The 25,868-nt window shown below is 60.8% G+C and carries 16 protein-coding genes; 10 read left to right on the top strand and 6 right to left on the bottom strand.

The window, feature by feature from the left end:
* Positions 1-129: 129 nt before the first annotated feature.
* Positions 130-2,079 (bottom strand): hypothetical protein, encoded by a 1,950-nt coding sequence (locus JIO00_RS07780; RefSeq protein ID WP_200667918.1) that lies wholly within the window; start codon positions 2,077-2,079, stop codon positions 130-132.
* A gap of 557 nt (positions 2,080-2,636) precedes the next feature.
* Between JIO00_RS07780 and JIO00_RS07775 the strand changes: the two genes are divergently transcribed.
* Positions 2,637-2,996, top strand: coding sequence for a DUF6124 family protein (locus tag JIO00_RS07775; protein ID WP_010461993.1), 360 nt, complete (start codon positions 2,637-2,639; stop codon positions 2,994-2,996).
* Between the two features lie 394 nt (positions 2,997-3,390).
* On the opposite strand, the gene JIO00_RS07770 is transcribed toward JIO00_RS07775, so the two are convergent.
* The gene (locus tag JIO00_RS07770) at positions 3,391-11,313 is read right to left on the bottom strand and encodes a retention module-containing protein (protein ID WP_200667916.1); all 7,923 of its coding nucleotides are present in this window, start codon (positions 11,311-11,313) and stop codon (positions 3,391-3,393) included.
* Positions 11,314-11,903: 590 nt separating this feature from the next.
* Here JIO00_RS07770 and JIO00_RS07765 point away from each other — a divergent pair.
* From JIO00_RS07765 to JIO00_RS07755, 3 genes are read left to right on the top strand one after another with little or no spacing between them, the layout of a single operon-like run.
* Complete coding sequence (locus JIO00_RS07765) at positions 11,904-13,262, top strand: TolC family outer membrane protein (RefSeq protein ID WP_010461997.1); 1,359 nt, start codon at positions 11,904-11,906, stop codon at positions 13,260-13,262.
* A gap of 19 nt (positions 13,263-13,281) precedes the next feature.
* On the top strand, positions 13,282-15,441 hold the full coding sequence (locus JIO00_RS07760) for a type I secretion system permease/ATPase (RefSeq protein WP_083374772.1): 2,160 nt from the start codon (positions 13,282-13,284) through the stop codon (positions 15,439-15,441).
* Between the two features lie 9 nt (positions 15,442-15,450).
* The gene (locus tag JIO00_RS07755) at positions 15,451-16,818 is read left to right on the top strand and encodes an HlyD family type I secretion periplasmic adaptor subunit (protein ID WP_145308074.1); all 1,368 of its coding nucleotides are present in this window, start codon (positions 15,451-15,453) and stop codon (positions 16,816-16,818) included.
* A 149-nt stretch (positions 16,819-16,967) separates the two neighbouring features.
* On the opposite strand, the gene JIO00_RS07750 is transcribed toward JIO00_RS07755, so the two are convergent.
* Positions 16,968-17,561 (bottom strand): tRNA-uridine aminocarboxypropyltransferase, encoded by a 594-nt coding sequence (locus tag JIO00_RS07750; protein WP_200667914.1) that lies wholly within the window; start codon positions 17,559-17,561, stop codon positions 16,968-16,970.
* A 4-nt stretch (positions 17,562-17,565) separates the two neighbouring features.
* Complete coding sequence (locus JIO00_RS07745; RefSeq protein WP_007945995.1) at positions 17,566-18,459, bottom strand: LysR family transcriptional regulator; 894 nt, start codon at positions 18,457-18,459, stop codon at positions 17,566-17,568.
* A 359-nt stretch (positions 18,460-18,818) separates the two neighbouring features.
* Here JIO00_RS07745 and speB point away from each other — a divergent pair, with 359 nt between their 5' ends.
* The 6 genes from speB (at position 18,819) to JIO00_RS07715 (ending at position 24,477) form a co-directional block, all read left to right on the top strand.
* Positions 18,819-19,769 (top strand): agmatinase, encoded by a 951-nt coding sequence (speB, locus tag JIO00_RS07740; protein ID WP_077749132.1) that lies wholly within the window; start codon positions 18,819-18,821, stop codon positions 19,767-19,769.
* Positions 19,770-19,778: 9 nt separating this feature from the next.
* Positions 19,779-20,186 carry a YybH family protein gene (locus JIO00_RS07735; RefSeq protein ID WP_200667912.1) on the top strand — a complete coding sequence of 136 codons (408 nt, stop codon included), beginning with the start codon at positions 19,779-19,781 and terminating at the stop codon, positions 20,184-20,186.
* A 54-nt stretch (positions 20,187-20,240) separates the two neighbouring features.
* A complete protein-coding gene (locus tag JIO00_RS07730) occupies positions 20,241-21,752 on the top strand; it encodes a purine-cytosine permease family protein (protein WP_200667910.1) in 1,512 nt (503 codons plus the stop codon).
* A 230-nt stretch (positions 21,753-21,982) separates the two neighbouring features.
* Entirely contained in the window at positions 21,983-23,362 is a 1,380-nt protein-coding gene (locus JIO00_RS07725) for a sodium:solute symporter (protein WP_200667908.1), read from the top strand.
* Between the two features lie 85 nt (positions 23,363-23,447).
* Positions 23,448-24,173, top strand: coding sequence for an MBL fold metallo-hydrolase (locus JIO00_RS07720; RefSeq protein ID WP_083374775.1), 726 nt, complete (start codon positions 23,448-23,450; stop codon positions 24,171-24,173).
* A 52-nt stretch (positions 24,174-24,225) separates the two neighbouring features.
* Positions 24,226-24,477, top strand: a complete 252-nt coding sequence (locus tag JIO00_RS07715; protein ID WP_010462011.1) for a hypothetical protein — start codon at positions 24,226-24,228, stop codon at positions 24,475-24,477.
* A gap of 195 nt (positions 24,478-24,672) precedes the next feature.
* Here JIO00_RS07715 and JIO00_RS29930 read toward each other — a convergent pair whose 3' ends face one another.
* Entirely contained in the window at positions 24,673-24,801 is a 129-nt protein-coding gene (locus tag JIO00_RS29930; protein WP_003184145.1) for a PA1414 family protein, read from the bottom strand.
* A 139-nt stretch (positions 24,802-24,940) separates the two neighbouring features.
* Positions 24,941-25,834 (bottom strand): putrescine utilization regulator PtrR, encoded by an 894-nt coding sequence (gene ptrR / locus JIO00_RS07710; protein WP_200667906.1) that lies wholly within the window; start codon positions 25,832-25,834, stop codon positions 24,941-24,943.
* Positions 25,835-25,868: the final 34 nt, after the last annotated feature.

Raw genomic sequence — 25,868 nt, 5'->3', positions numbered from 1 at the left:
TTGCTTGATTATCTGACAAAGGACACTACCAGCCCCCGTCAGGACACTTGGAAACTGACCACCCACGCGCGGACTTTAATTCTGATAATCCGACTTAAACAGCGGACAGTATTGCGCTCTTTTAATCGATCAATGTTTAGGCACGTCACTCACGAATGATTCTTCGCAAATATCATTATTCGGCCCGCACAATTGACCACTGGGCATCGTTCTATTGATAATCACAAACTCAGACTTCGACTCACCTTGTCCGCCGTTGCTCTTTCTCAAAAAATATCGGCAAAGTGCTGATCCGCGATCAACCATCGGCGCAACTAACCTTTCATAGTCTGTCACCGATATATCAAAACCATTGCGTGCCTGCTCAAGACTGAGTGTTGTTTCAAATGACTCAGTGACCCCCGGGATGGGGGATGTGCCATTGGGGCCGTAACACCCTTGCCAATGAAGCTCGACAATATCGTCTTTGTCGAACGCGTCGTTACCCTCGATATGCACCCGCACCTGCTCCCACAATCGAGGTCTGGCACAGCAATCAAGCAGGCCTTTTAGCCCGCCATCAGGGAACGTCGGCTCCGGCAAATTCCTGATGATGATGATTGCCACGTTTACCGGAGTCGCTCGGGCCAACTGCACGTTTACCTGGTTGTCGGTGGTGTACCACACCGGTAACGCCGGATTTTCCATGTCTTGCTCGATAGCCGTCCAAGGAATACTGAACTCAATATTTTGCCCGGCGCTGTCGCCATCCTTGACCTCGTATTCAGCGACTGGCGTGCTGATGGCGCCCCAGTACAGGAAGATCTTTTCTCCAGGCTGTGGATTGTCGTACAAGCGCAAGTACCCGTCGGCGGGCTGACCATGATCTATCGTCTGCAGCGTGTTCAGTTGTTTCGAAACGGCGCCATAGATCTCCAGATTCGCCAGCGTGAGGTTCAACATAGCGGGAGCGTCAGCGTGATCCGGACCGGCGACCGTCAAATTGACCGGCACCTGCGTTTCTGGAGCAGGCGGCGTCGGTGTCCCGCCACGACTGATGCGGTAGTCAACACGCGCATCCATCGGCCCGAGCCCGTCAGCCGTCAGTGTCGACCACGGTACAGTTTGGCTGAGCGGAAATTGGGTTGGGTCAACGTCCAGGGGGGCGAGAGCATGACTATTCCACCGGATCAGAACCTTGTCGGAGGCGTCCGGATTGTCATAGGCATCGATTTCGACGGTGACCGCTTTCTGATCGACCGCCCCTTCGCGAGCGTGTTCGCGGTCGATCAACCCTCGCACCGACAATGGCACCCGAGCTGGATCGAGATTGCCAGGGGCCGGCGTCAAGTCGACAAAAACCGGTAACAGGGTCGAGCGTGGCCCACGGTTGCCGGCCCAATCACGTAGCCGGTAATAAAAGTAGCGTTGACCGTGCCCACGACCACGAATATCCGCCGCGTACACGGTAATGATGAGACGACGCTGGTCAATGTCCTGTTGACTGAACTCCTGCTCACGAATGTCAGGTTCGGTATCCAGAGGATTGGGGTTGTCCGTCAAATAATAGATTGCGCGATCCCGGGCCTTTAAATCGACATAGAGCGGGACTTGTAATCTGACCTCTCCAAATCGTGTGAGGTAGTCATCGGTGATATCGCCGGGAACATCCAGCATCACCAGCGGCTTTGGCTCCTGACCATCATCCGGTGGCACTCTATCGACCGTGACGCGCTTGGAGAAGGACAGTTCTGCGTTCCCGCCGTAACTGAGTTGGTACGACAGGGAATAAATACCGTGATCCAGCTTGTCCCGAGGGACTTTCAAGGTCTTCTCCCCTGGGTCGGTGAACTCCTCCCTGTACACTTCGGTGAACGAACTGCCTTCCTTTACCCAACTGATAGAGATGATGTAGGGAAACGGATCGACGAGTGCCGTTCTCCAGTTCGGAACGATGACGACCAGGTCATCACTCACTGCACTTCTCGGCAACAGCCCGTCCGGACTCTCTTCGCCGTTCTCGTCCTTGAGGATGGCAGGCACCCTCGGTTGTTCCAGGGTTGGATCCGTTGGATCAGCCCGGTTTTGAGAAATCGGCATTGCTGACTTCCTCTCAAGACTTTGTCGACGTTCTCTCACGCTCAGTACGTATTCAGCGTGTCAGGTATTTGTTGCTCTGAAGTGATTTAACGGCACTGCGCACAGACTGGCTACTGTCAGAAATAACAGGTTTCGCTACCGTTCGTCGGCGATTGACACATCGTAGGGGGGGCGCCGCTATTTATTTGGAGGAGGAAATAAACGGCGGTGTTTAAAAGACATTTCAAGACACTCACTCTGCCTACACATCCTTGCGTAGCTGCCTACGACTGCGCCAGAATCCGCCGGCTTGTGTGCCTTGGGCCGGGGCTCTATCGTTTCCCGGTCGCTGACAAATCAGCGATCGGGTTTAGCGACCCGAACCTATGTAGGCGCAACAGCGCTCCCAACTCTCTTGCAGATTGTTCATGCCTGCGATTGATGTAATGGCGGCTGTGCGCGGGAGACTTTCGGGTCTGCCGGGCGCCTACACCCGGTTCGCTAACCTGCGTGCAGCCGCCACCCTTACTTGTTTAGCGACAGGTCTTGGTGGCTCCATTTCTTGTAGGAGTTTCACCATGTTCAAGATCACACCCAACCCACCCGAAACCGACGACGTTTCCCCCTACGAATCCACCGATTCCAAAAAACTCAACGAAGCCGCCGACCGCGCCCTCGACTACTACCTCAAACCGGTCATCCCCGCAGACACTCCGCGTAAACCGAGCACCATCTATTCCATCGCTCCCGACACCAATGACGAAACGCTGCTGGTCAACGCCTGCGAAACCCTGGCGTCGGCGAGTGTGATGTTGAGTAATTTCGCGGGGTTGATGGAGGGTTCGCATCGCAATACGGTACTGGGGATTCAGCAGGTGGTGATGCTGGGGGAATTGGCGGTGAATCGGATGCTGGATAACTTCGTTCCGCAGGGTTAGCGAAAATCCTGGTGCGAACACTTTCCTGTGGCGAGGGAGCTTGCTCCCGCTCGGCTGCGCAGCAGTCGTAAAACCAGCGAAACGCTGTTTATCAGACACAATCGCGGTGAATGGTTTTGGGGCTGCTTCGCAAGCCAGCGGGAGCAAGTTCCCTCGCCACAACAGCGTGTCAGGCTGTGAGTTTTGTGGCGGTCTTTTGGGCCTCTTCGCGAGCAGCCTCGCTCCTACAGTTGATCCGGGTTGTTCGCCTGTTTTGTGTTCACTGAAGATCAAAGTGTCGGAGCGGGCTTGTTCCGGGCGGCGATCCGACGAAAGCGATCTCACAGACAACAAAAACCCGCCATTCCTTACCCAGGAATGGCGGGTTTTGTCGTTTCAGAGGTCAGCCTTCAGGTCATACGGTGTCCACCTTCAACGAATGGTCATTCAACATGCCATTGATGATGGTCGCGGTATCGTGCCCGCCCGCCACCACCCCGCCCGCTCCCGGCGTGACGCCGTAGTGGCTGGCCAGGTTGACGCCGGCCAGGTCGATGGTCTGGTTCGGTGCCGCGCCGGCCATGGCGCTGACGTCGATGCTGGTCAGGACCGAGGCGCCGCTGCCGATGACTTTGAAGTGCAGGTAGTCATCCAGCGATGCCGCGGTGCCGTTTTCGCCTTGCAGCAGTTGCGACAAGTCGAGTTTGTCGGTGCCTGGGGTGAAGTCGGTGACGAGGTCGTGGCCGCTGTTGCCTTTGAGCCACTGGAAGGTGTCGGCCCCTGCCCCGCCGGTCAGGGTGTTGTTGCCCAGGCCGCCGATCAGGAAGTCGTCACCGCCGCCGCCCTTGAGGATGTCATCGCCCAAACCGCCGGTGATGACGTTGCTCAGGTTGTCGCCCGTGAGCGAGTCGTTGAAGTTGGAACCGGTGAGGTTTTCGATCGCGGTCAGGGTGTCGGTGCCGGCGCCGCCGGTGTTTTGCGCGGTCGCCACACTCAGGTCGACCGTGACCCCGGCGGTGGCGTGGGCGTAACTCACGGTGTCGGTGCCGGTGCCGCCGTCGAGCAGGTCGTTGCCGGTGCCGCTGAACAGCAAATCATTGCCGGCGCCGCCATGCAGTTCGTTGTTGCCGGAGCCAGCAGTGAGCACATCGTTGCCGTCGCCGGCATTGAGGACGTTATTGCCGGTGCCCGCCACCAGCACATCGTCGCCGGCCGTGCCGGTGAGGGTATGTCCGTCCTGATAGCTGATGGTCACGCCCGCGCTGTCGCTGCCGCCGTGGTTGTCGTTGGCGGTGTAGGTGCCGTGGGCATCCGGGGCGATGTCATGGCCCCCGGCGTAATCGAGGGTCATGGTCAGCTTGTAGTATTCCGCGTTGTTCACGCCGCTGCCGCTGGTGTTGGTGATGTTGGTGACGTGGATCTGATAGGTCCCGTCCGCCGCCGCGGTGAGAGTTTGCCCGTCCGCGAGGGCGATCCATGCGCCGCCGTTGAGCGAATACTCCATGGCGATGTGACCGCCCGCCAGGTTGTGGTCCAGGTTGAGGGTTTCGCCTTGTTTGAGGTTGACGGTGATCCGGTCCTCATCATTGGCGTTGCCGGCGGTTACCCCGCCCAGATATCCACTGACCACCAGCACCGCCGTCATGGTCGTCGCGTTCGCCGCAAAGGCGTTGCGCACGTTCGCCAGGACCTGGTTGGCGTTGTTGTTGCCGGTCGAGGAGAAGCTGATCGCCCCGGTGCCGGTGAAGTCGGCGCCTTTGGAAATCCAGCCGGTGTTGAAGTTGGTGGGTGAAGCCGTCAGCGGATCGCCATCGGCATCGGTGTCGTTGGCCAGCAGCAACTCGCCCGGCACCACGATGTTGCCCGAGAGCACGTTGGTGATGATGTGGTCATCGACCGCCACCGGCGCCGCGTTCGGGATGACTTTGACCGTCAGCGTGGAGCTGGCCAGGTCGCCGTCGTTGTCGCTGGCGGTGAAGCCGATGTTTTCGGTAATCACCACTGCCGTGGTTTTTTGCGAGGTGTAGGTGTACTCGCCAGTGTCGAGGTTCACCACCAGGGTGCCGCCATTGTTGGTGGCGATGCTGATGCTGTTGTTCACCGTGTTGAAGGTGCCGTGGTTGGCGCCGCCACTGAAGTTCAACGAACCCTGATTGCTGTTGCCTTTAGGGTCATAGGTGTACGTCGTGCCGTCGACCACGAGGGTTTTGATGAAGCCGCCATCGGCGCCGAACGTACCGCCCTCCAGCAAGGTGCCCGTCACCGGCGCGCCGACCACCGTGCCCGAAAGCACCGAGTTGAGCTGGTTGAGATCGGTCACCACAACAGCGTTGGTGTTGGTGTGGGTGCTGCCGTCATAAGCCAGCGGATCGAGGTAGGCGTTGCTCACGCCGCTGCCCAGGCCGATCGCGTAGTTCTTGATGCCGTTGGCGTCGAGGAAGGCTTTGAGCGCGGCCTCATCTGCGCTGCCGATGTCGCCTTCGTTGGGTTTGCCGTCGGAGAAGAAGTAGCCGACATTCTGCGCCCCGGTCAGTTTGCCAGAGGTGTTGAACGCCGTTTGCATCGTCGCGACAGCGGCGTCGTAATTGGTGCCACCGCCGGCAGTCAGGCCGGAGATGATCGACTTGGCGGTCGCCACATCCACCCAGATCGATGTCTTGTCGGTGGCGTTGCTGCTGAAGGTGACGATCTGCACTTTCACATCGCCCAGGTCGTCGTATTTGTCGAGCAAGGCACTGATCGCCTGCTTGGCCAGTTCGAGGCGCGATAGCCCCGGTACACCGGAGGGGTCGACCATGCTGCCGGAGACGTCAATCACCAGCAGCAGGTTGGAATCGATCTCCACAGCCGCCACCGAACGCTCCGCGCCGACGACCTTGGGCACGTCATCGACGATGTTCACCACGATGGTGCTGGTGGTGCTGTTGCCCAGCGCATCGGTGGCTTTGTAGGTGAAGCTTTCGGTCAGGGTATTCGGGCCGTCGTTGGTGTTCGGCGAGGTTTTCGGCGCCGACGTCAGGGTGTAGGTGTAGGTGCCATTGGGGTTGAGCAGCATTTGCCCGTAGGCCCCGGTGGCGCTGCCGACCAGGGTGTAGGTGATGGCGCCACTCGCGCCGGTGACGGAGCCGACCAGGGTGCCGCTGGCCGTTTCGCCGGTGTTGCCGGGCTCGCTGCCCGTGACAGTACCGGCCGCCAGGTCCAGCCCGTCCTTGGTCAGGTCCAGCGCTTTCTCATAGACGGTGACATCGGTGTCGCTGACCGCTTTGATGCAGCTGTTGTAGACGTCGATAGTGATGGTGGTGGTGCTTTCATCGCCGTCGGCATCGCGCACGGTGTAGGTAAACGTGTCGGTGGCGCCGGCACCGCTCACGGCGTTGGGATTGCTGTGATAGACCGCGTTGCCGTTGGCATCCAGCGTCAGGTAACCGTAGGTGCCATTGATGTTCGTGCCCAGGCCGCCGATGGCCGAGGACGAAGTGTCCGAGCCTGCGCGCACGCCAATCACTGCGCCGCTGAGTGCCGGGCCATCTGCACCACCGATGTCGTTGTCCAGCACGTTGCCGCTGACCGTGCCGCCTTCGACCACGCTCGCCGTGTCCGCTTTGGCCGTCGGCAAATCATCGACGATGTTGACGTTGATCTGACCCGTCGCGGTGCTGCCGTCGGTGTCCGTCGCCACCACGTTGAAGTTCTCGGTGATGCTGTTGGCGCCGTTGGCGTTCGGATGAGTTTCGTTGTCCGCCAGGGTGTAGCTGTAACTGACCACGCCGGTGGCCGGGTTGTAGCCGGTGATGGTCAGCGTGCTGCCGAGCGGTGTGACGATCGATTGCGGGAAGCCTGCCGCCACGCCGCCAGTGACCAGTGCAATGCCGCCGACGGTCAGGGTTTGCAGCCCGTCCAGCGCGGTCACGGTGAAGGTGCCGCTCTGGGTCAGGGCGGGCGCGTTCGGGGTGGTGCCGTCGCTGAGGTTTTTCTCGTAGACGGTCAGTTCACCGCCGTACACATCGAGGCCGTTGAGCGTGACCGGGTCGTTGTTGTTCTGGATGTTCAGCACCAGGTTGGCGGTGCTGGTATCGCCGTCGGCATCGGTAATGGTGTAGGCGAAAGTTTCGGTGCCGGTGCCGCCGCCGTGCAGGTTTTTGAAGTCCGCATCATTGGTGTTCAGCGTGTAGGTGTACGTGCCGTTGGCGTTGAGCACCAGGGTGCCGTAAGTCCCGGTGAAGGTGCCTGGGGTCACAGGCCCGGCGTTCGGGCCGGTGGCGACACGGTCCGCGCCCTGGACGTCGTTGCTCAGGACATTGCCATTGAGCGTCAGCGCGGCCTCCGACGCTGTGCCGCTGTTGCTGTCGTTGAAGGCTTTAGGCACGTCATCGACGATCTTCACCACAATGGTGCTGGTGGTGCTGTTACCCAAGGAATCGGTGGCCTGGTAGGTGAAACTTTCGGTCAGCGAATTCGCGCCATCGTTGGCAGGCGGCGTGGTGGTCGCAGGCGAGGTCAGGGTGTAGGTGTACGTGCCGTTGGGGTTGAGCTGGATCTGGCCATAGTTGCCCGTGGCGCTGCCCACCAGCGTGTAAGTGATCGCGCCGATCGCACCGGTGACCGAGCCGACCAGCGTGCCCTTGGCTGTTTCGCCGGTGCTGGTCGGGTCGCTGCCGATGACCGTGCCGGCCGCCAGGTCTTGCCCGTCCTTGGTCAGGTCGAGGGCATTTTCGTAGACGGTCACATCGGCATCGGTGGAGGCGACAATGCTGCTGTTGGACACGTCGATGGTGATGGTGGTGGTGCTTTCGTCACCATCGGCATCACGCACGGTATAGGTGAACACATCGGTCGCGCCGGGGCCGTTCACCGCGTTGGGATTGCTGTGGTAGGTCGCATTGCCGTTGGCATCCAGCGTCAGGTAACCGTAGGTGCCGTTGATGTTGGTGCCCAGTCCACCGATGGCCGAGGTCGAGGTGTCCGAGCCTGCGCGCACGCCAATCACGGCGCCGCTGAGCGCCGGGCCATCGGCACCGCCGATGTCGTTATCCAGCACGTTGCCCGAGACGGTCGCGCCCTCGTCTACCGAAGCGTAATCAGGGTTGGCGGTGGGCAGGTCGTCGACGATGTTGACGTTGATCTGGCCCGACGCTGTGCTGCCGTCGGTGTCCGTCGCCACCACGTTGAAGTTCTCGGTGAGGCTGTTGGCACCGTTGGCATTCGGATGAGTTTCGTTGTCCGCCAGGGTGTAGCTGTAGCTGATGACGCCGGTGGTCGGGTTGTAGCCGGTGATGGTCAGCGTGCTGCCGAGCGGTGTGACGATCGATTGCGGGAAACCTGCGGCCACGCCACCGCTGACCACCGAAATGCCGCCGACCGTCAGGGTTTGCAGGCCATCGAGGGCGGTCACGGTGAAGGTGCCGCTCTGGGTCAGCGCGGGCGCGTTCGGGCTGGTGCCGTCGCTGAGGTTTTTCTCGTAGACAGTCAGCTCACCACCGGCCACGTCGAGGCCGTTGAGGGTCACCGGGTCATCGTTGTTTTGGATGTTCAGCACCAGATTGGCGGTGCTGGTGTCGCCGTCGGCATCGGTGAGGGTGTAGGTGAAGGTTTCCGTGCCGCTGCCATTGCCGTGCAACGCTTTGAAGTCGGCATCGCTGGTGTTCAGGGTGTAGGTGTACGTGCCGTTGGCGTTCAGCACCAACGTGCCGTAAGTCCCGATGAAAGTGCCGGGGGTGATCGGGCCGGCGTTTTCGCCGACGGTCACGCGGTCGGCGCCTTGGGTGTCGTTGGTCAGCACATTGCCGTTGAGGGTCAGCAGGGTTTCCGAAGCGGTGCCGGCGTTGCTGTCGTCTACGGCCTGAGGTAGGTCATCGACGATGTTGACGTCAAGGTTGCCATTGGCGGTGGTGCCGTTGTCATCGACCACGGTGACGGCGAATTGCTCGGAGATCCCGTTGGCACCGTTGGCCGTCGGATGCGCTTCGTTATCGGCCAGGGTGTAGCTGTAACTGACCACGCCGGTCGCGCTGTCGAACCCGGTGATGGTCAACGTGCTGCCGAGTGGTGTGACGATCGATTGCGGGAAGCCTGCGGACACGCCGCCGACCACCACGTTGATGCCACCGACGCTGAGGGTTTGCACACCGTCGAGCGCGGTGATGGTGAAGGTGCCGTTCTGTGTCAGCGCTGGCGCGTCGGGGCTGCTGCCGTCGCTGAGGTTTTTCTCGTAGACGACGAGTTCGCCGCCTTCGACGTTGAGGCCGCCGATCGTGACCGGGTCATCGTTGTTTTGGATTTGCAGCACCAGGTTGGCGGTGCTGGTGTCGCCGTCGGCATCGGTGAGGGTGTAGGTGAAGGTTTCGGTGCCGCTGCCATTGCCGTGCAACGCTTTGAAGTCGGCATCGCTGGTGTTCAGGGTGTAGGTGTACGTGCCGTTGGCGTTCAGCACCAACGTGCCGTAAGTCCCGATGAAAGTGCCGGGGGTGATCGGGCCGGCGTTTTCGCCGATGGTCACGCGGTCGGCGCCTTGGGTGTCGTTGGTCAGCACATTGCCGTTGAGGGTCAGCAGGGTTTCCGAAGCGGTGCCGGCGTTGCTGTCATCCACGGCTTGGGGCAGGTCGTCGACGATGTTGACGTCGAGATTGCCATTGGCGGTGGTGCCGTTGTCATCGACCACGGTGACGGCGAATTGCTCGGAGATCCCGTTGGCACCGTTGGCCGTCGGATGCGCTTCGTTGTCGGCCAGGGTGTAGCTGTAACTGACTACGCCGGTCGCGCTGTCGAATCCGGTGATGGTCAACGTGCTGCCGAGTGGTGTGACGATCGATTGCGGGAAGCCTGCGGACACGCCGCCGACCACCACGTTGATGCCACCGACGCTGAGGGTTTGCACACCGTCGAGCGCGGTGATGGTGAAGGTGCCGTTCTTTGTCAGCGCTGGCGCGTCGGGGCTGCTGCCGTCGCTGAGGTTTTTCTCGTAGACGACGAGTTCGCCGCCTTCGACGTTGAGGCCGCCGATCGTGACCGGGTCATCGTTGTTTTGGATTTGCAGCACCAGGTTGGCGGTGCTGGTGTCGCCATCGGCATCCGTCAGGGTGTAGGTGAAGGTTTCGGTGCCGCTGCCGCCGCCGTGCAGCGCTTTGAAATCGGCGTCGCTGGTGTTCAGCGTGTAGGTGTAACTGCCGTTGGGATTGAGCACCAGCGTGCCGTAAGTCCCGGTGAAAGTGCCGCCGATGATCGGCCCGCTGTTGGGGCCTGTGGGAATGCGGTCAGCCCCCTGCGAGTCGTTGGGCAGCACGCTGCCGGTCAGGGTCAGCAGGGTTTCCGAAGCGGTGCCGGCGTTGCTGTCATCGACCGCTTTGGGCACATCGTCGGTGATGTTGACGTCCAACGTGCCGGTGGCGGTATCGCCGTTGGAATCATTAGCGACGACGATGAACTGTTCGCTGAGGTTGTTGGCACCCTCGCCGGCCGAATGGGTGTCGTTGCCGACCAGGGTGTAGCTGTAGCTGACCACGCCGGTGGCCGGGTTGTAGCCGGTGATTGTCAGGGTGTTGCCCAGTTGCGTGGTGATCGACTGCGGGAAGCCGACAGGCACCCCACCCGTGATCACATTGATCCCGCCGATGCTCAGGCTGGTCAGCCCGTCGGGCGCAGACACGGTGAAGGTGCCGTTCTGGATCAAGGCGCCAGGATTGCTGGCAGAACCGTCCGCGAGGTTAGCTTCGTTGAGGGTCAGTTCGCCGCCCGCCACCGACAGGCCCGCGAGGGTGACCGGGTTGTTCGGCGCGTCAGGAACGGGAATGACACCCGTGCCCCCTGAACCGGCACCGTTGTCGCCGTTGTCCGGATCACCGGCCAGACGTTCGAGCGGAAATTCGGGAATGCCGTTAAAGCCCGCGGTGGGGAAGCCAATGGTGGGGTCGACCCGCCCGCCCACTTCTTCGAGCATGACGAAACTGTGGCCGCCGCCCGCCGCCCCGCCGGGTGCGCCGGTCGAAGCAGGTCCGGCCGCCGTGGCTTCAGCGGTTTGAGTCGGGTCATCGCCGGCCGCGATGGCTTTTTGCAGTTGCTCGACATCGGTCAGTTGCGCTTGAGTCGGCGTCACCGCTTCAGCGGTTTCCACATGGGCCGCTTGATTCGCCAGCAACTGGGAGTTCATTTGCAGGCTGCTGCCACGCCCGAGGGTCAGTTCCTGGCCATTTTTCAGATGCACGGCCACCGCGCCATCGGCGCCGGTGATCAATTGGTCGCCGGCGAACAATCGATCGCCCTCGGCCAGCACACGCCGGGTACCACCGCTTTCCGCGAACACCTGACCAATGATTTTACTGACGGTACCGATGAGCGTTGCCATGTGCATTTCCTCCGCTGCCAACCGCTGTCGGCACCCTGTTTGTGCGAAGAACGTGCTCATGGTTGAAGCAGGTTGCCTGGCGGATCGCCTGCGGGGTGCGTTTATCCGAGTAAACCGCTGCCCCGGCGATAGTCTCGCCAAGCATGTCGCTCATGGGCAATGAGTCCGTTTTTGGCAAAACCCCAATGCAATCAACAACCTTGGGATTCCAATCGCAGCCACATTGCCTTTTGTGCGATGCGTAACGATTTTGAACCTGTAGAGCGACAAAAAACTGTCGCCTCAAAACCGTTTCGCTTCCCTCCCCTCCAGCACTTCTCCGCCCTATGTCGATAAGTGGATGGAACTTTCCTTAAACCCTCGAATGCTCCCTAGAGCTTCTAAAACAAGGGCTTTCAGAGTGAACAATGTGCTGGATTTTGCAGAGCGCATAAGTTTTTTTTGGAATAACCCCTATGAAAAAAATTTCTTAGCTACGCTCTAGAATGTTCTTAGCTACGTTGTTACAAGCATGAAACGGTTTTGCCTATAAATGTCGTCAAATATTTGGCGACTGATAAAGAACCATCAGGAATCAGGGAGATGTACCCATGCGCGTTTTAACCCCCCTTTGCAGCGCAATTCTGCTGGCCATGGCCTGCACATCCCAGGCTCAAGCCATGTCAGTGACCGAGGCGATCCAGAGCACCATCGCAACCCACCCGGAACTGGCCTCGCGCGTCGACTCGCGGCTGTCCGCGGATGAGCAAGTCAAAGTCGCCAAGGGGGGCTTTTATCCATCAGTTGATCTGAACGCCGCCTACGGGCGCGGGTACAGCGATAACACCAACACCCGGGCGTTCGGCAATCACAACACCGAAATCCTCACCTACACCCAATCGGAGCTGCGCCTGCGGCAGATGCTGTTCGACGGTTTCAACACCGCGAACGAAGTCGAACGCACCAAAGGGGTCGTCAACTCCCGGGCCTATTACGCTCAAGGCACCGCCCAGGACCTGGCATTGCGCACCATCGAGGTCTACCTCGAAGTGCTCAAGCGCCGTGAACTGGTGACCCTGGCCACGAATAACCTGCAGGCTCACTTGCGGGTTAACGACCAGATCGGCCTGCGCACCCAGCGTGGCGTCGGCAGCAACGCCGACTCCGACCAGTCCAGCGCCCGCCGGGCACTGGCGCAAAACAACCTCGACACCGCCGAGGTCGATCTGGCGGATGCCGAGTCGAATTTCGCCGCCGTTGTAGGGCGCCTGCCCGATGAACTGGAAACGCCGCCGTCTATCCGCGGCGAACTGCCTGCCTCTCTGCCGGAAGCCCAGCAGAGCATGGTGGAAAACAACCCGTACCTGAAATCGGCCCAGGCTGACGTGCAATCGGCCGAGAGCCAGTACGAAGTCTCAAAGTCGCCGTTCTACCCGCGTTTCGATGCCGAAGCGGCAGTGGGCGCAAACAACAACGTGCAGGGCGATGAAGGCCACGACAACGAGTGGCGCGTGGGCGTGGTGATGAACTACAACCTGTTCCGCGGCGGCAGCGACAAGGCGCGCCTGGCCTCCAATGCGCATCAGATCAACCAGGCGATGGACATCCGCAACAACGCCTTGCGCCAACTCAACGAGAACATCCACCTGGCCTGGAACGCCATGGTCAATGCCAAGAAACAAACCCCGACTGCCCGCGAATACGCGGACACCAGCCGTCGTGTGCGCCTGGCGTATCAGGACCAGTTCGGCCTCGGCCAACGCACCCTGCTCGACTTGCTCGACAGTGAAAACGAGCTCTACAACGCCAATCGCCGCTACACCGAAGTGCGCTACACCGAGGAGTATTCGATGTACCGCGTGCTGGCGAACATGGGCCAATTGCTGAGCAAACAACGGGTGGTGCTACCCGCCGATGCGATCGCCCAGGCCGAAGTGAAAAACGAAGCGCGTTTGCCTGAACTGAAGTAGCTCACTGGGGGCGATCAATTTGACCAGCATGGAACCCGGCAACATCGGTGTCGATCCGCGCCTGAGCTTCGATGACCCGCTACTGGACGGTCTGTTGATCCTCTGCAAACTCCACGGCGCGACGGTCAGTCGCGCCAGCCTGAGTGCCGGGCTGCCACTGAACAAACAACGCTTGAGCCTGGACCTGCTGCCCCGTGCAGCAGCCCGGGCCAGCTTGCAGGCGCGGGTGCTGCGCCGTGAACTGGCGGACATTTCCGCGCTCAACCTGCCTGTGATGCTGATCCTGAACAACGGCCGCACCGCCATCCTGCGACGCTATGGCGATGACGGCCGGTTGCTGATCCTGCCCAGCGAAGCGGACGGTGGCGAACAATGGGTCAGCCGTGAAGAACTGGCTGAAAATTACAGCGGCCAGGCCTTGTTCGCCCGGCCCCGCCATGAACTCGAAGACCTGCGCTCGCCGCTGGTGCCGCGTGTGGAAGCGTGGTTTCGCGACACCTTGAAGCTGTCGAAATGGCTGTACAGCGATGCGATTCTGGCGAGTTTCCTGATCAACCTCCTGGGGCTGATGGTGCCGCTGTTCGTGATGCAAACCTACGACCGCGTGGTGCCGAACCAGGCCACGTCGACCTTGTGGGTGCTGTCGATCGGCTTGCTGATCGGCACCGGTTTCGAACTGGTGCTGCGGGTGGTGCGCGCGCACTTGCTGGACACCGCCGGGAAGAAAACCGACGTGATTCTTTCCGCGACCTTGTTCGAACGCATCACTGGCATGGCGATGAAAGCGCGGCCAGCGACCATCGGCGGTTTCGCCCAGAGCATCCACGACTTCCAGGGCCTGCGTGAATTCCTCACTGCCGTCACGCTGACCAGCCTGATCGACCTGCCCTTTGCCGTGTTGATGCTGGTGGTGATCGGCCTGCTCGGCGGCTGGCTGGTGGTGATTCCATTGTTGGCGTTTCCGATTACGATCATTTTCGCGATGGTCATTCAGGTGCGCCTGCGCGACACCGTGCAGAAAAGCCTGAGCCTCGGCGCCGAGCGCCAGGCCCTGCTGATCGAAACCCTTGGCGGCCTGGAAACCCTGAAAGCGTGCAGCGCCGAAAGCGAGCGCCAGCACAAATGGGAAAGCACCCACGGCGCCCTCACCCGCCTCGACAGCCATGCGCGCAATCTGTCGGCGCTGGCCACCAATGGCACGCTGTTCATCCAGCAATTCTCCGGCATGGCGACCATCGTCGCCGGCGTCTACAGCATCATCGCCGGCAACCTCAGCGTTGGTGCGCTGGTGGCGACCTACATGCTCGGCAGCCGCGTACTCGCACCCTTGGGGCAGATCGCCGGTTTGATCACCCGCTACCAGCAAGCGCAACTGACCATGAAAAGCACCGATGCGCTGATGTCCTTGCCGCAAGAGCGCGACGCCCACCAGCGGCCGCTGGAGCGCACTCAGTTGCAAGGCGCGATGGATGTCAGTGGCGTGACCTTCCACTACAACGGCCAGAACGCCCCTGCCCTGGCCAACATCAGTTTCAGCGTCAAACCCGGCGAACGGATCGGCATCATCGGTCGCAGCGGCTCGGGTAAAAGCACCCTGGCGCGATTGGTGATGGGGTTCTATGCGCCGGAAGAAGGCCAGTTGCTGCTCGATGGCCTGGACCTGCGGCAACTCGATGTCGCCGACCTGCGCCAGCAAATCGGTTACGTCGCCCATGACCTGCCGCTGCTGGCCGGCAGCCTGCGCGACAACCTGACCCTGGGCGCACGTTACATCAGCGATTCACGGATGCTCGAAGTCGCCGAACTGACCGGTGTCACCGAGCTGGCGCGTCAGCATCCGCAAGGTTTTGACCGGCCCGTGGGCGAACGCGGGCAGTTGCTGTCCGGCGGTCAACGCCAGGCAGTGCTGCTGGCCCGGGCCTTGTTGCTGGATCCGCCGATCATGCTGCTCGACGAACCCACCAGCGCCATGGACAACAGCAGCGAAGATGTCTTGCGGCAGAAACTCCACGGCTGGGTGCAGGGCAAGACCTTGCTGCTGGTGACCCACCGCACCTCGATGCTCAGCCTGGTGGATCGGCTGCTGGTGCTGGATAACGGGCGGATCGTTGCCGACGGTCCGAAAGAAGCGGTCATCGATGCACTGCGCAAGGGCCGTGTCGGCTCTGCGGCTGTCTAGGAGCTACCCATGGCCCGTTCATCATCCGACACGCCACAAGACCGCGGCTACTTCGGCAGCTTCGGCAAAACCGCCGAGAGCGAATTCATGCCGGAAACCGCCGGCGCTTCGCTACAGGATTCGCCGCGCTGGTCGCGGATTACCGTGTGGCTGGCCGCGGCGCTGCTGATTACCGCGCTGGTCTGGGCCAAGTATGCAGTGCTGCAAGAAGTCACCATGGGCGAAGGCAAGGCGATCCCGTCGAGCAAGGTCCAGGTGATCCAGAACCTGGAGGGCGGCATCGTCACCGAGATCTTCGTGCGCGAAGGGCAAATGGTGAACAAGGGCGACACCTTGCTGCGCCTGGATGACACGCGGTTTCTGTCGAACAAGGGCGAGAGCGAGGCGGATCGTTATGCGTTGACCGCGCAGGTCGAACGTCTGTCGGCCGAAGCGGAAGGCCGGCCGTTCAAGCTGTCGCCTGAGGTGATCGCCAAGGCTCCGCAAGTGGCCGAGGACGAGCGCTCGTTATACGAACAACGCCAGCGTCGACTGGCCAGTGAGCAACGGACGCTAACCGAACAACTGCGGCAAAAGACTCAGGAACTGGCGGAATTCCGCTCCAAGCAGGGGCAGTTCAGTTCGAGCCTGGCCTTGCTGCAACAAGAGATGAACATGTCCGCGCCGCTGGTGGGCACCGGGGCGGTTTCACCGGTGGAAATCCTGCGGCTCAAACGCAGCGCGGTGGAAATTCGCGGCTCTTTGAATGCGACGACGCTGGCAATTCCCCGGGCGGAATCGGCGATCAACGAGATCAAAAGCAAGATCGATGAATCGGAGCAATCCTTCCGCTCGGACGCGGCGAAAGAGCTGAATGAAAAACGCACCGACCTGTCGAAAATCACAGCGTCGAGCATCGCCATTGATGACCGCGTGACCCGCACCACCGTGGTGTCGCCGGTGCACGGAATCATCAAGGTGCTGAAGGTCAATACCATCGGCGGCGTGGTCCAGCCGGGCAGCGACATGGTGGAGATCGTCCCCATTGAAGACAACTTGCTGATCGAAGCCAAGGTGCGGCCACAGGACGTGGCGTTCCTGCATCCGGGGCAGAAAGCGATGGTCAAGTTCAGTGCTTACGACTACACGATTTATGGCGGGTTGACTGCCAAGCTGGAACTGATTGGTGCGGACACCATTACCGATGACAAGGGCAACAGCTTTTATCTGATCCAGGTGAGGACCGACAAGAATCACTTGGGCGGCGATGTGAAACCGCTGCTGATTATTCCGGGGATGGTGGCGACGGTGGATATCATCACGGGCGAGAAAAGCGTGCTGGATTACCTGTTGAAACCGGTGTTGAAAGCGCGGACCGAGGCGATGCGGGAGCGATAGGTTTGACTCATTCTCTGTGGCGAGGGAGCTTGCTCCCGCTGGGCTGCGCAGCAGATCCAAAATCATTCAACCAGGCGCAACAGGTGTACTGAGTCGACAAATCGGGAGCGCTTCGCACTCCAGCGGGCAAGCTCCCTCGCCACAAGTAATCACCTGCCGTGGTTACGCTGGTAAGTCTCCTCCCCCATCGCGGCAATCTGGCCTTCGATCAACGCCTCGAACGGTTTCAACAAGGGTTCAAAAGAGCTCGGCGCTTCCAGCGTCTGCAACGCCTGGACAATCGCTTCCACCGTCGACAACGCCCCCGGCCCCGGTGCCTTGCGCAGTCGATATCGAGACACCCCGCCATCCACCAACGTCACCCTCGGCAACGCCGCCAGTAACGGATTGAGGTGCAACATCTTGCGCGCCTTGCGCCAGGTGCCGTCCGGGACGACCAGCAACAGCGGGTCTTCATTCGTGGTGTACGCCTGCAATGGCTGCGCATCGTCGGCCGGAAACAACAACCGCGCCTGATACTCCGGAGGACTCAGCAGCACCGGCAAATCCTCAAACACCTCACCGACAATCAACTCGGCATTCTTCAAGCCCAACGCGGCCAGTCGCGCCGTGTTCAGCGCATGGTTCACTTCGCTGGGATGCTGCAACAACAGCACTCGGGTACGGCTGTCGAGGCTAGGGATCAGCGGGCACAGGCAATGGGTTTGTGGGCGCAGGCAGCGTGGACACTGGATTCTGGACATGTTCTCAGGCCTGGTTCAGTTGTGCTTTGAGCAAATCGCGGAAGGTCTGGATCAGCGGCTCGCGGCTGCGGCCACGACGCACGATCATCGAAAACGGCGCCTGATAACCAAACGTCGCCGGCAGCAGGACGCGCAAATCGCCCTTGTCCGCCCAAGCCTGGGCGTAGTGCTCCGGCAGGTAACCGATGTAGGCGCCCGACAGCACCAGAATCAGCTGCGCCTCCATACTTTCCACGGTGGCGGCGCTGTGCTTGAAACCGTGGCGCGCCAGTTCGGCCTGGCTCCAGTAACCACGGCCGACCATGCGTTGCTGAGTGATGACTTGCTCAGGAATGCGCCGCTCGGTGAACAGCGGATGACGGCTGCTGCAATACAACCAGTGTTGCTCGCGGTACAGCGGCATGTAAACCAGGCCGCTCATGCGCGTGGAAAACGCACCGATGGCCAGGTCGAGACGGTTGTCCTGCACGCCGAGCTGCAATTCGTAGGGGCTCATGACCGACAGGTGCAAATGCACGGCCGGGTGTTCCTGGCTGTAGGCGCCGATGGCTTCGGCGAACGGCAAGGCCTTGTCGCTGACGGTGGAGTCGATGACGCCGAGGTTGAGAGTGCCGCGCAGTTCGCCCTTCAACGCCGCCGCGTACTGCTCGAAGCCTTCAAGCTCGCCCAACAGACGCAGGGTTTCCTGATGGAACAGCTCGCCCTTGCTGGTCAGGCTGAAACCGCCGCGACCGCGATGGCAGAGCACCAGGCCAAGGGCGGCTTCGAGCTGGCTCATGTAGGTGCTGATCGCCGAAGTCGAGAGGTTGAGCTCTTGCTGCGCGTTGGCAAACCCCTGATGACGCACCACGCTGACGAAGATGCGTAACAGTTTCAGGTCGGGTAAAGCGTTGGCCATGGGGGCTCCGTTTGCAAGGTCATGCGTGTTGCGCTTTTGTGGCGAGGGAGCTTGCTCCCGCTGGGTTGCGAAGCGGCCCTACAACCATTCACCTCGTAGTGTCAGACGGACCGCATCAGCCGATTTTACGACTGCTGCGCAGCCGAGCGGGAGCAAGCTCCCTCGCCACAGGAGTGCGGCACATGTCCGCAAGTCTATCGTCGTGCCAACCATTAGTTTAGAAAAATCTGAACTAAGTATTTGCCCGTAGCGATTCTTCCCGGCCACTACATTTCGCAGAATCGGCCCCTAACGGTGCCCGAACCTCCCCGGAGCGGCGCAACCGACATAAATAAAACAACGACGATGAGGCCTTACCCGTGGAAAAGATTCTTCACCAACCACTGGGCGGCAATGAAATGCCGCGCTTCGGCGGCATCGCCACCATGATGCGACTCCCCCATTTGCCTACCGCTGCCGGTCTGGATGCTGCCTTTGTTGGCGTCCCGCTGGACATCGGCACCTCGCTGCGCCCCGGCACCCGCTTCGGACCTCGCGAAATCCGCGCTGAATCGGTGATGATCCGCCCGTACAACATGGCGACCGGCGCTGCACCGTTCGATTCGCTGTCGGTGGCCGACATCGGCGACGTGGCGATCAACACGTTCAACCTGCTGGACGCGGTGCGGATCATCGAAGAATCCTACGACGCCATCCTCGAACACAATGTGATCCCGCTGACCCTGGGCGGCGACCACACCATCACCCTGCCAATCCTGCGTGCCATTCACAAGAAGCACGGCAAGGTCGGCCTGGTGCACATCGACGCTCACGCCGATGTGAACGATCACATGTTTGGCGAGAAAGTCGCCCACGGCACCACCTTCCGTCGCGCGGCCGAAGAAGGCCTGATCGACTGCGATCGCGTGGTGCAAATCGGCTTGCGCGCTCAGGGCTACACCTCCGAAGACTTCAACTGGAGCCGTAAACAGGGCTTCCGTGTGGTTCAGGCTGAAGAGTGCTGGCACAAATCCCTGGCACCGCTGATGGCCGAAGTGCGCGAGAAAGTCGGCGGCGGTCCGGTGTACCTGACTTTCGACATCGACGGCATCGACCCGGCTTGGGCGCCAGGCACCGGCACCCCGGAAATCGGTGGTCTGACGACCATTCAGGCAATTGAAATCATTCGCGGCTGCCAAGGCCTCGACCTGATCGGCTGCGATCTGGTAGAAGTCTCGCCCGCTTATGACACCACCGGCAACACCTCGCTGCTGGCCGCCAACCTGCTGTACGAAATGCTCTGCGTACTGCCTGGCGTGGCCCACCGCTGAGGATCGGTCATGAACGAACGTGATCAGGTGTTGAAAGCCGCCGCCGATCTGGTGTCAGCCTTCGCCCGCAACGATCGCGAAGCCTACTTCGGCGCGTTCAGCGCCGACGCCAGCTTCGTGTTCTACACCCTCGAACAGCCCCTGCTGTCGCGCGATGCCTATCAGGCGTTGTGGGACACCTGGCGCGCCGAGGATGGCTTCGAGGTGCTTGCGTGCACGTCGAGCAACGCCTTCGTCAGCCTGCAGGGTGACGTGGCGATTTTCATCCATGACGTGGCCACCGAGCTGCGCATGCAAGGGGAGCAACACTTCAGCCAGGAGCGCGAGACGATTGTGTTTCGCCGACAACAACAAGGCCTATGGCTGGCCTGCCACGAACATTTGTCCGCGATGCCGGAAGGGCTGCCACCCCCTTAGCCAAACAGGTGACGCTCACACACGATGAGCGCGCCTTTATGATCGGAGCTGATCATGAATAACAACAACAAAGACCAAAGCCTTACGCAGATTGAAACCCACGGGGTCGAACAGATCCCGGACAACGAACGCACCGCAGGCCCGACGGACTTGTTCCGGATGATCTTCGGCGGTTCCAACACTTTTGCCACCGCCGTGCTCGGCAGTTTCCCGGTGCTGTTCGGCCTGTCTTTTCAGGCCGGTGTCTGGGCGATTGTGCTGGGCGTGCTGCTGGGCTCGCTGATCCTCGCGCCGATGGGCCTGTTCGGGCCACTCAATGGCACCAACAACGCCGTGTCTTCCGGTGCGCATTTCGGCGTGCACGGGCGGATCGTCGGTTCGTTCCTGTCGCTGCTGACCGCCATCGCCTTCTTCTCGCTCTCGGTGTGGAGTTCGGGTGATGCGCTGATCGGTGGCGCCAAACGCCTGATCGGTCTGCCGGAAACCGACCTGACCCTGGGCCTGGCCTACGGGCTGTTCGCGATCCTGGTGCTGACGGTTTGCATCTATGGCTTTCGCTTCCTGCTGTGGGTCAACAAAATCGCGGTATGGAGCGCCAGCCTGTTGTTCCTGCTGGGCATCTTCGCCTTCGCCGGGCCTTTCGATGTGAATTACGCCGGCACCGTCAATATGGGTCAGCCAGGTTTCTGGGCGGCCTTCATCGGTGCTGCACTGGTGGCGATGAGCAACCCGATTTCCTTCGGCGCGTTCCTCGGCGACTGGTCGCGCTACATCCCGCGTGAGACCTCCAAGCGCCGGATCATGGCCGCCGTGGTGATCTCGCAGATCGCGACGTTCATTCCGTTCCTGTTCGGCCTGGCCACCGCCACCATCGTAGCGATCAAGGCACCGGACTACATCGCGGCCAACAACTACGTCGGCGGTTTGCTGGCGGTCTCGCCGAGCTGGTTCTTCCTGCCGGTGTGCCTGATCGCGGTGATCGGCGGCATGTCCACCGGCACTACTTCGCTGTATGGCACCGGGCTGGACATGTCCAGCGTGTTCCCTCGGGTGCTGTCGCGGGTCAAGGCGACGTTGCTGATCGGTGTGATGTCGATTGCCTTCATCTTCATCGGGCGCTTCGCCGCGAACCTGGTGCAGAGCGTGTCGACCTTCGCCGTGCTGATCATCACCTGCACCACCCCGTGGATGGTGATCATGATCATCGGCCTGGTGGTGCGTCGCGGCTTCTACTGCCCGGATGACCTGCAAGTGTTCACCCGCGGCGAGAAAGGTGGCCGCTACTGGTTCACCCACGGCTGGAACTGGCGTGGCCTGGGAGCCTGGATCCCGAGTGCGCTGGTGGGTTTGTGCTTTGTGAACCTGCCGGGGCAGTTTGTGGGTGTGCTGGGCGATCTGGCCGGCGGCATCGACATCAGCCTGCCGGTCACCCTCGGCCTGGCCTCGCTGGTGTACCTGACGCTGCTGAGCCTGTTTCCGGAACCGGCTGCGGTGTTCGGGCCGAATGATGCACGCAGCAAGGGCACGGATGCGCTCAGTAAGCCGGCGATGCGACAAGCCGCCTGATTCAACACAAACGATGGTCAACGGACCTCTGTGGCGAGGGAGCTTGCTCCCGCTCGACTGCGCAGCAGTCGCAAAACAGGCGAATGGTGTTTCCCCTGAAGAAACGCGGTTGCAGGATTTGGGGCTGCTTCGCAGCCCAGCGGGAGCAAGCTCCCTCGCCACAAAAAGCGGACTGATTGCCACATTGATTTTCGCCTCACCATAAAAAAGACAATCGGAGACACGCCATCATGGCTTTGGATTTATTCGTCGTACTCATCTACGCCGCCGCGATGCTGATACTCGGCTACTTCGGCATGCGCAAGGCCAAGACCAACGAAGACTACTTGGTCGCCGGTCGCAACCTCGGCCCGAGCCTGTACATGGGCACCATGGCCGCCACCGTTCTGGGCGGCGCGTCCACCGTGGGCACCGTGCGCCTGGGCTACGTTCATGGCATCTCGGGTTTCTGGCTCTGTGCTGCACTGGGTTGCGGGATCGTGGCGCTGAACCTGTTCCTCGCCAAACCGCTGCTGAAGCTAAAGGTTTTCACCGTCACTCAAGTGCTGGAAAAGCGCTATAACCCAATGGCTCGTACCGCAAGCGCGAGCATCATGCTGGCCTATGCGCTGATGATCGGCGTGACCTCGATCCTGGCGATCGGCACCGTGTTGCAAGTGCTGTTCGGCCTTCCGTTCTGGATGTCGGTAATTCTCGGCGGTGGCGTGGTGGTGATCTACTCGGCCATCGGCGGAATGTGGTCGCTGACCCTGACCGACATCGTCCAGTTCGGTATCCAGACCGTAGGCCTGATGTTCCTGCTGCTGCCAATCTGCTTGTACCGAGTGGGTGGCTGGGATCAACTGGTTGCACAATTGCCGGCTGCCAGCTTCAGCTTCACCAGCATTGGCTGGGACACCATCATCACCTACTTCATGATTTACTTCTTCGGCATCCTGATAGGCCAGGATATCTGGCAACGGGTGTTCACCGCACGAAGCGAGAAAGTTGCGAAGTATGCCGGTACCACCGCGGGCATCTACTGCATCATCTACGGCCTGGTCTGTGCATTGATCGGCATGGCCGCTCACGTACTGATCCCGGATCTGGACAACGTCAATAACGCTTTTGCCGCTATCGTCAAAGTCTCGCTGCCGGACGGCATCCGTGGCTTGGTGATCGCGGCTGCCCTGGCAGCAATGATGTCCACCGCCAGCGCCGGCCTGCTCGCGGCATCCACCACCCTGACCGAAGACCTGCTGCCGAAACTGCGCGGCGGCAAACAGTCGAGCCTGGGCATCAACCGCCTGTTCACCCTGCTGACCGGCATCGTGGTGCTGGGTATCGCGCTGGTGGTAAACGATGTGATCAGTGCCTTGACCCTGGCTTACAACCTCTTGGTCGGCGGCATGCTGATTCCGCTGATGGGCGCGATCTTCTGGAAACGCGCAACCACCGCCGGCGCTATCGCCAGCATGGGCATGGGCTTTGCCACTGCGCTGCTGTTCATGTTCAAGGACGGTATGGACGCCAACACTCCGATCTACTACAGCCTCGGCGTGGGCCTGGTGAGCTTCGTGGTGGTCAGCTTGCTGTCCCCTCGTCCGGCAACGATGGCCAGCGCCGCCTAAGCTGAACCTAACGACTTGATGCTTTCTTCGACGGGTGTGGCGTCGGTTGCCACACCCGTTTTTTTTCGTCTGGAGAAAACCTTTGATGAAGATTGTTTCGCGCGATCAGTGGTTCGAGGTCAAACAGCTCAGTGACGGCATACGGCTGATTCACGAGCCTTACATCCGGCCCTTCTATCGCTGCAACCTCTGGCACATTCAGGGCCGCGACAAGGACTTGCTGCTGGACAGCGGTTCCGGGTTGGTGAGCCTGCGCGAGCAGTTGCCGTGGATCACCGAGCGGCCGCTGGTGGCGGTGGCCAGTCATTGCCATTTCGACCACATTGCCGGTCATCACGAATTTCCCGAGCGCCTGGTGCATCCGGCCGAGGCCGACATCCTGGCGGCACCCGACGGCGAAAACGATTTGAGCCGGGCGTTTGTCGGCGACGAGATGTTCGAGGCGCACCCGGACTGCCCGTTGTGCTACGCCGAATATCGCGTCAAAGCCGCGCCGGCCACGGGGATGATTGAAGAAGGCGACGTGCTGGATCTGGGCAATCGCGTGCTGCAGGTGCTGCATACGCCGGGGCATTCACCGGGCGGCATCAGCCTGTACGAAGCGGCAACCGAGACGCTGTTCAGCGGCGACATCATCTACGACGGCCCGCTGATCGAAGACGCCTACCACTCCAATCTCGACGACTACGCTCGCAGCCTGCAGCGCTTGCGCGCGTTGCCGATCCGTACGGTGCACGGCGGGCATTTCGGGAGTTTTTCCGGGGAGCATTTGCGCACGATGATTGACGAGTGGCAGCGCTCACACACCTGAAGCCTGCTGTACTCAAGCTCAGGAATAACAATAACGCCCTCGAAGAACCGCCATGAAAAGAGCTGCCGTTCGTGCCGCCGTGCATCGTTTCATCAGCCGCCTGCTGGAGGGTCAGGATGACTTCGACGACAACGCCAGCCTGGCGCAGTTGGGATTGGATAAACAGGATATCGAAGAGCTGATCTTCCATCTGGAGGATGAGCTGGGGTTGACGGCGTTTACGGCGGAAGAAGACCGTATGCTCAAGGATGCCAGGACGGCGAATGATTTGAGTCGGTTTTTGGTGGAGATTGGACGGCATTGAGTCCGAATGCCAAACGCACGCTCGTGGTGAACTGTGGCGAGGGAGCTTGCTCCCGTTCGGCTGCGCAGCAGTCGCCAATCCTGTCCGAGTATTCCCTGACAATTCTGAGGCTACCAAGGGGCGCTACGCGCCCCAGCGAGAGCAAGCTCCCTCGCCACAGAGGATTTGCCAGGTTTGAGCCAGTGCGGGTCAGACTTACCGACGGCGCGGCTGGCGTCGACGCTGTTCGTCGTCGGTGCGAATAGGAACAGGTTGCAGAGGCGGTTCGATCAATCCGAGTGCAACACCCAGATCGTGCAGCCAGTTTTGAATTTTCTCTTTCATGGTGCCCCCTTCAGGGTAGTGCCGAGCGGCTGAAATTCTGTAGCCCCTTCGCACTGATAATAGTCTGAAGTCCTACGCAATGCTCGGCCAAATCCGCAATGATCTGTTACTGAATTGATCAAAATACCTGACCGATAGTTCAAGCAATCGCCGAAGCCTGCATCGGCGCCGATGGATAGACCGCTTGTTGCTGTTCAATCCACGCGTTCAGGTTGGCCCCGACCATGCCTTTGCGCCACATCAACCAGGTCGTCGCGTGGGCAAACGGCTCCGCCAGCGGGTGCACCCCCACGCTTTCACGGCCCGGCAGGCTTGCCAGCATCGACTCCGACATCAGCGCCACGCCCGAGCCAGCAATCACACACGCCAGCATGCCCGGGTAAGACTCGATCTCCATCGCCCGGCCCATGGCCGCGTGGTCATGGGCAAACCAGGCTTCAAGACGCATGCGGTAGGAGCAGCCCTGACGAAAGGTAAACACCGAGCGTCCTTCCACGTCCATGGCGCTGCGGACCGGCGGGTGATCGGCCTCGCTGATCAGCACCAGCCGCTCGTCGCATAACGGCACACCGTCCAGACCGGCCAGCTCCAGCGGGCCATCCACCAAGGCTGCATCGAGACGACCGGTGAGCAAACCCTCAAGCAATTCACCGCTGGGCCCGGACTGCACTTGCAGGTTCACCGCCGGATACGTGCGGTGATAACGCGCCAGTAGTCCCGGCAAATGAATCGCCGCCGTGCTGTACATGGTGCCCAACACGAAGTCCCCGGCCGGTTGCCCGCCCTGCACCGCCGCCTGAGCTTCGTCGCGCAAGTTAAAAAGCTTGGCGGTGTAGTCCAGCAGGACTTTTCCCGCAGGTGACAGTTGCAAACGCTGACGCTCGCGGACGAAAAGCTCTACACCGAGCTGCTCTTCAAGTTGCTTGAGCCGCGTTGACAGATTAGACGGCACCCGGTGCAACCGTTCGGCAGCACGGGTGATCGAGCCCTCTTGCGCCACGGCCTGGAAGATTCGTAACTGGCTGAACTCCACGATCTTCTCCAAATCAGAACAAGTTACTCACTAT

Origin of the sequence: Pseudomonas sp. SW-3, from assembly GCF_016615645.1 — a bacterium.
In the GTDB taxonomy this organism is placed as follows: Bacteria; Pseudomonadota; Gammaproteobacteria; order Pseudomonadales; family Pseudomonadaceae; genus Aquipseudomonas; species Aquipseudomonas mandelii.
This window is presented reverse-complemented; position numbering and strand designations above follow the sequence as displayed.

What these genes read in the sequence shown, in the direction of transcription:
- JIO00_RS07780 (WP_200667918.1), bottom strand. Translation starts at nt 2,079, where the DNA reads ATGCCGATTTCTCAAAACCGGGCTGATCCAACGGATCCAACCCTGGAA.
- JIO00_RS07775 (WP_010461993.1), top strand. Translation starts at nt 2,637, where the DNA reads ATGTTCAAGATCACACCCAACCCACCCGAAACCGACGACGTTTCCCCC.
- JIO00_RS07770 (WP_200667916.1), bottom strand. Translation starts at nt 11,313, where the DNA reads ATGGCAACGCTCATCGGTACCGTCAGTAAAATCATTGGTCAGGTGTTC.
- JIO00_RS07765 (WP_010461997.1), top strand. Translation starts at nt 11,904, where the DNA reads ATGCGCGTTTTAACCCCCCTTTGCAGCGCAATTCTGCTGGCCATGGCC.
- JIO00_RS07755 (WP_145308074.1), top strand. Translation starts at nt 15,451, where the DNA reads ATGGCCCGTTCATCATCCGACACGCCACAAGACCGCGGCTACTTCGGC.
- JIO00_RS07750 (WP_200667914.1), bottom strand. Translation starts at nt 17,561, where the DNA reads ATGTCCAGAATCCAGTGTCCACGCTGCCTGCGCCCACAAACCCATTGC.
- JIO00_RS07745 (WP_007945995.1), bottom strand. Translation starts at nt 18,459, where the DNA reads ATGGCCAACGCTTTACCCGACCTGAAACTGTTACGCATCTTCGTCAGC.
- JIO00_RS07735 (WP_200667912.1), top strand. Translation starts at nt 19,779, where the DNA reads ATGAACGAACGTGATCAGGTGTTGAAAGCCGCCGCCGATCTGGTGTCA.
- JIO00_RS07730 (WP_200667910.1), top strand. Translation starts at nt 20,241, where the DNA reads ATGAATAACAACAACAAAGACCAAAGCCTTACGCAGATTGAAACCCAC.
- JIO00_RS07725 (WP_200667908.1), top strand. Translation starts at nt 21,983, where the DNA reads ATGGCTTTGGATTTATTCGTCGTACTCATCTACGCCGCCGCGATGCTG.
- JIO00_RS07720 (WP_083374775.1), top strand. Translation starts at nt 23,448, where the DNA reads ATGAAGATTGTTTCGCGCGATCAGTGGTTCGAGGTCAAACAGCTCAGT.
- JIO00_RS07715 (WP_010462011.1), top strand. Translation starts at nt 24,226, where the DNA reads ATGAAAAGAGCTGCCGTTCGTGCCGCCGTGCATCGTTTCATCAGCCGC.
- JIO00_RS29930 (WP_003184145.1), bottom strand. Translation starts at nt 24,801, where the DNA reads ATGAAAGAGAAAATTCAAAACTGGCTGCACGATCTGGGTGTTGCACTC.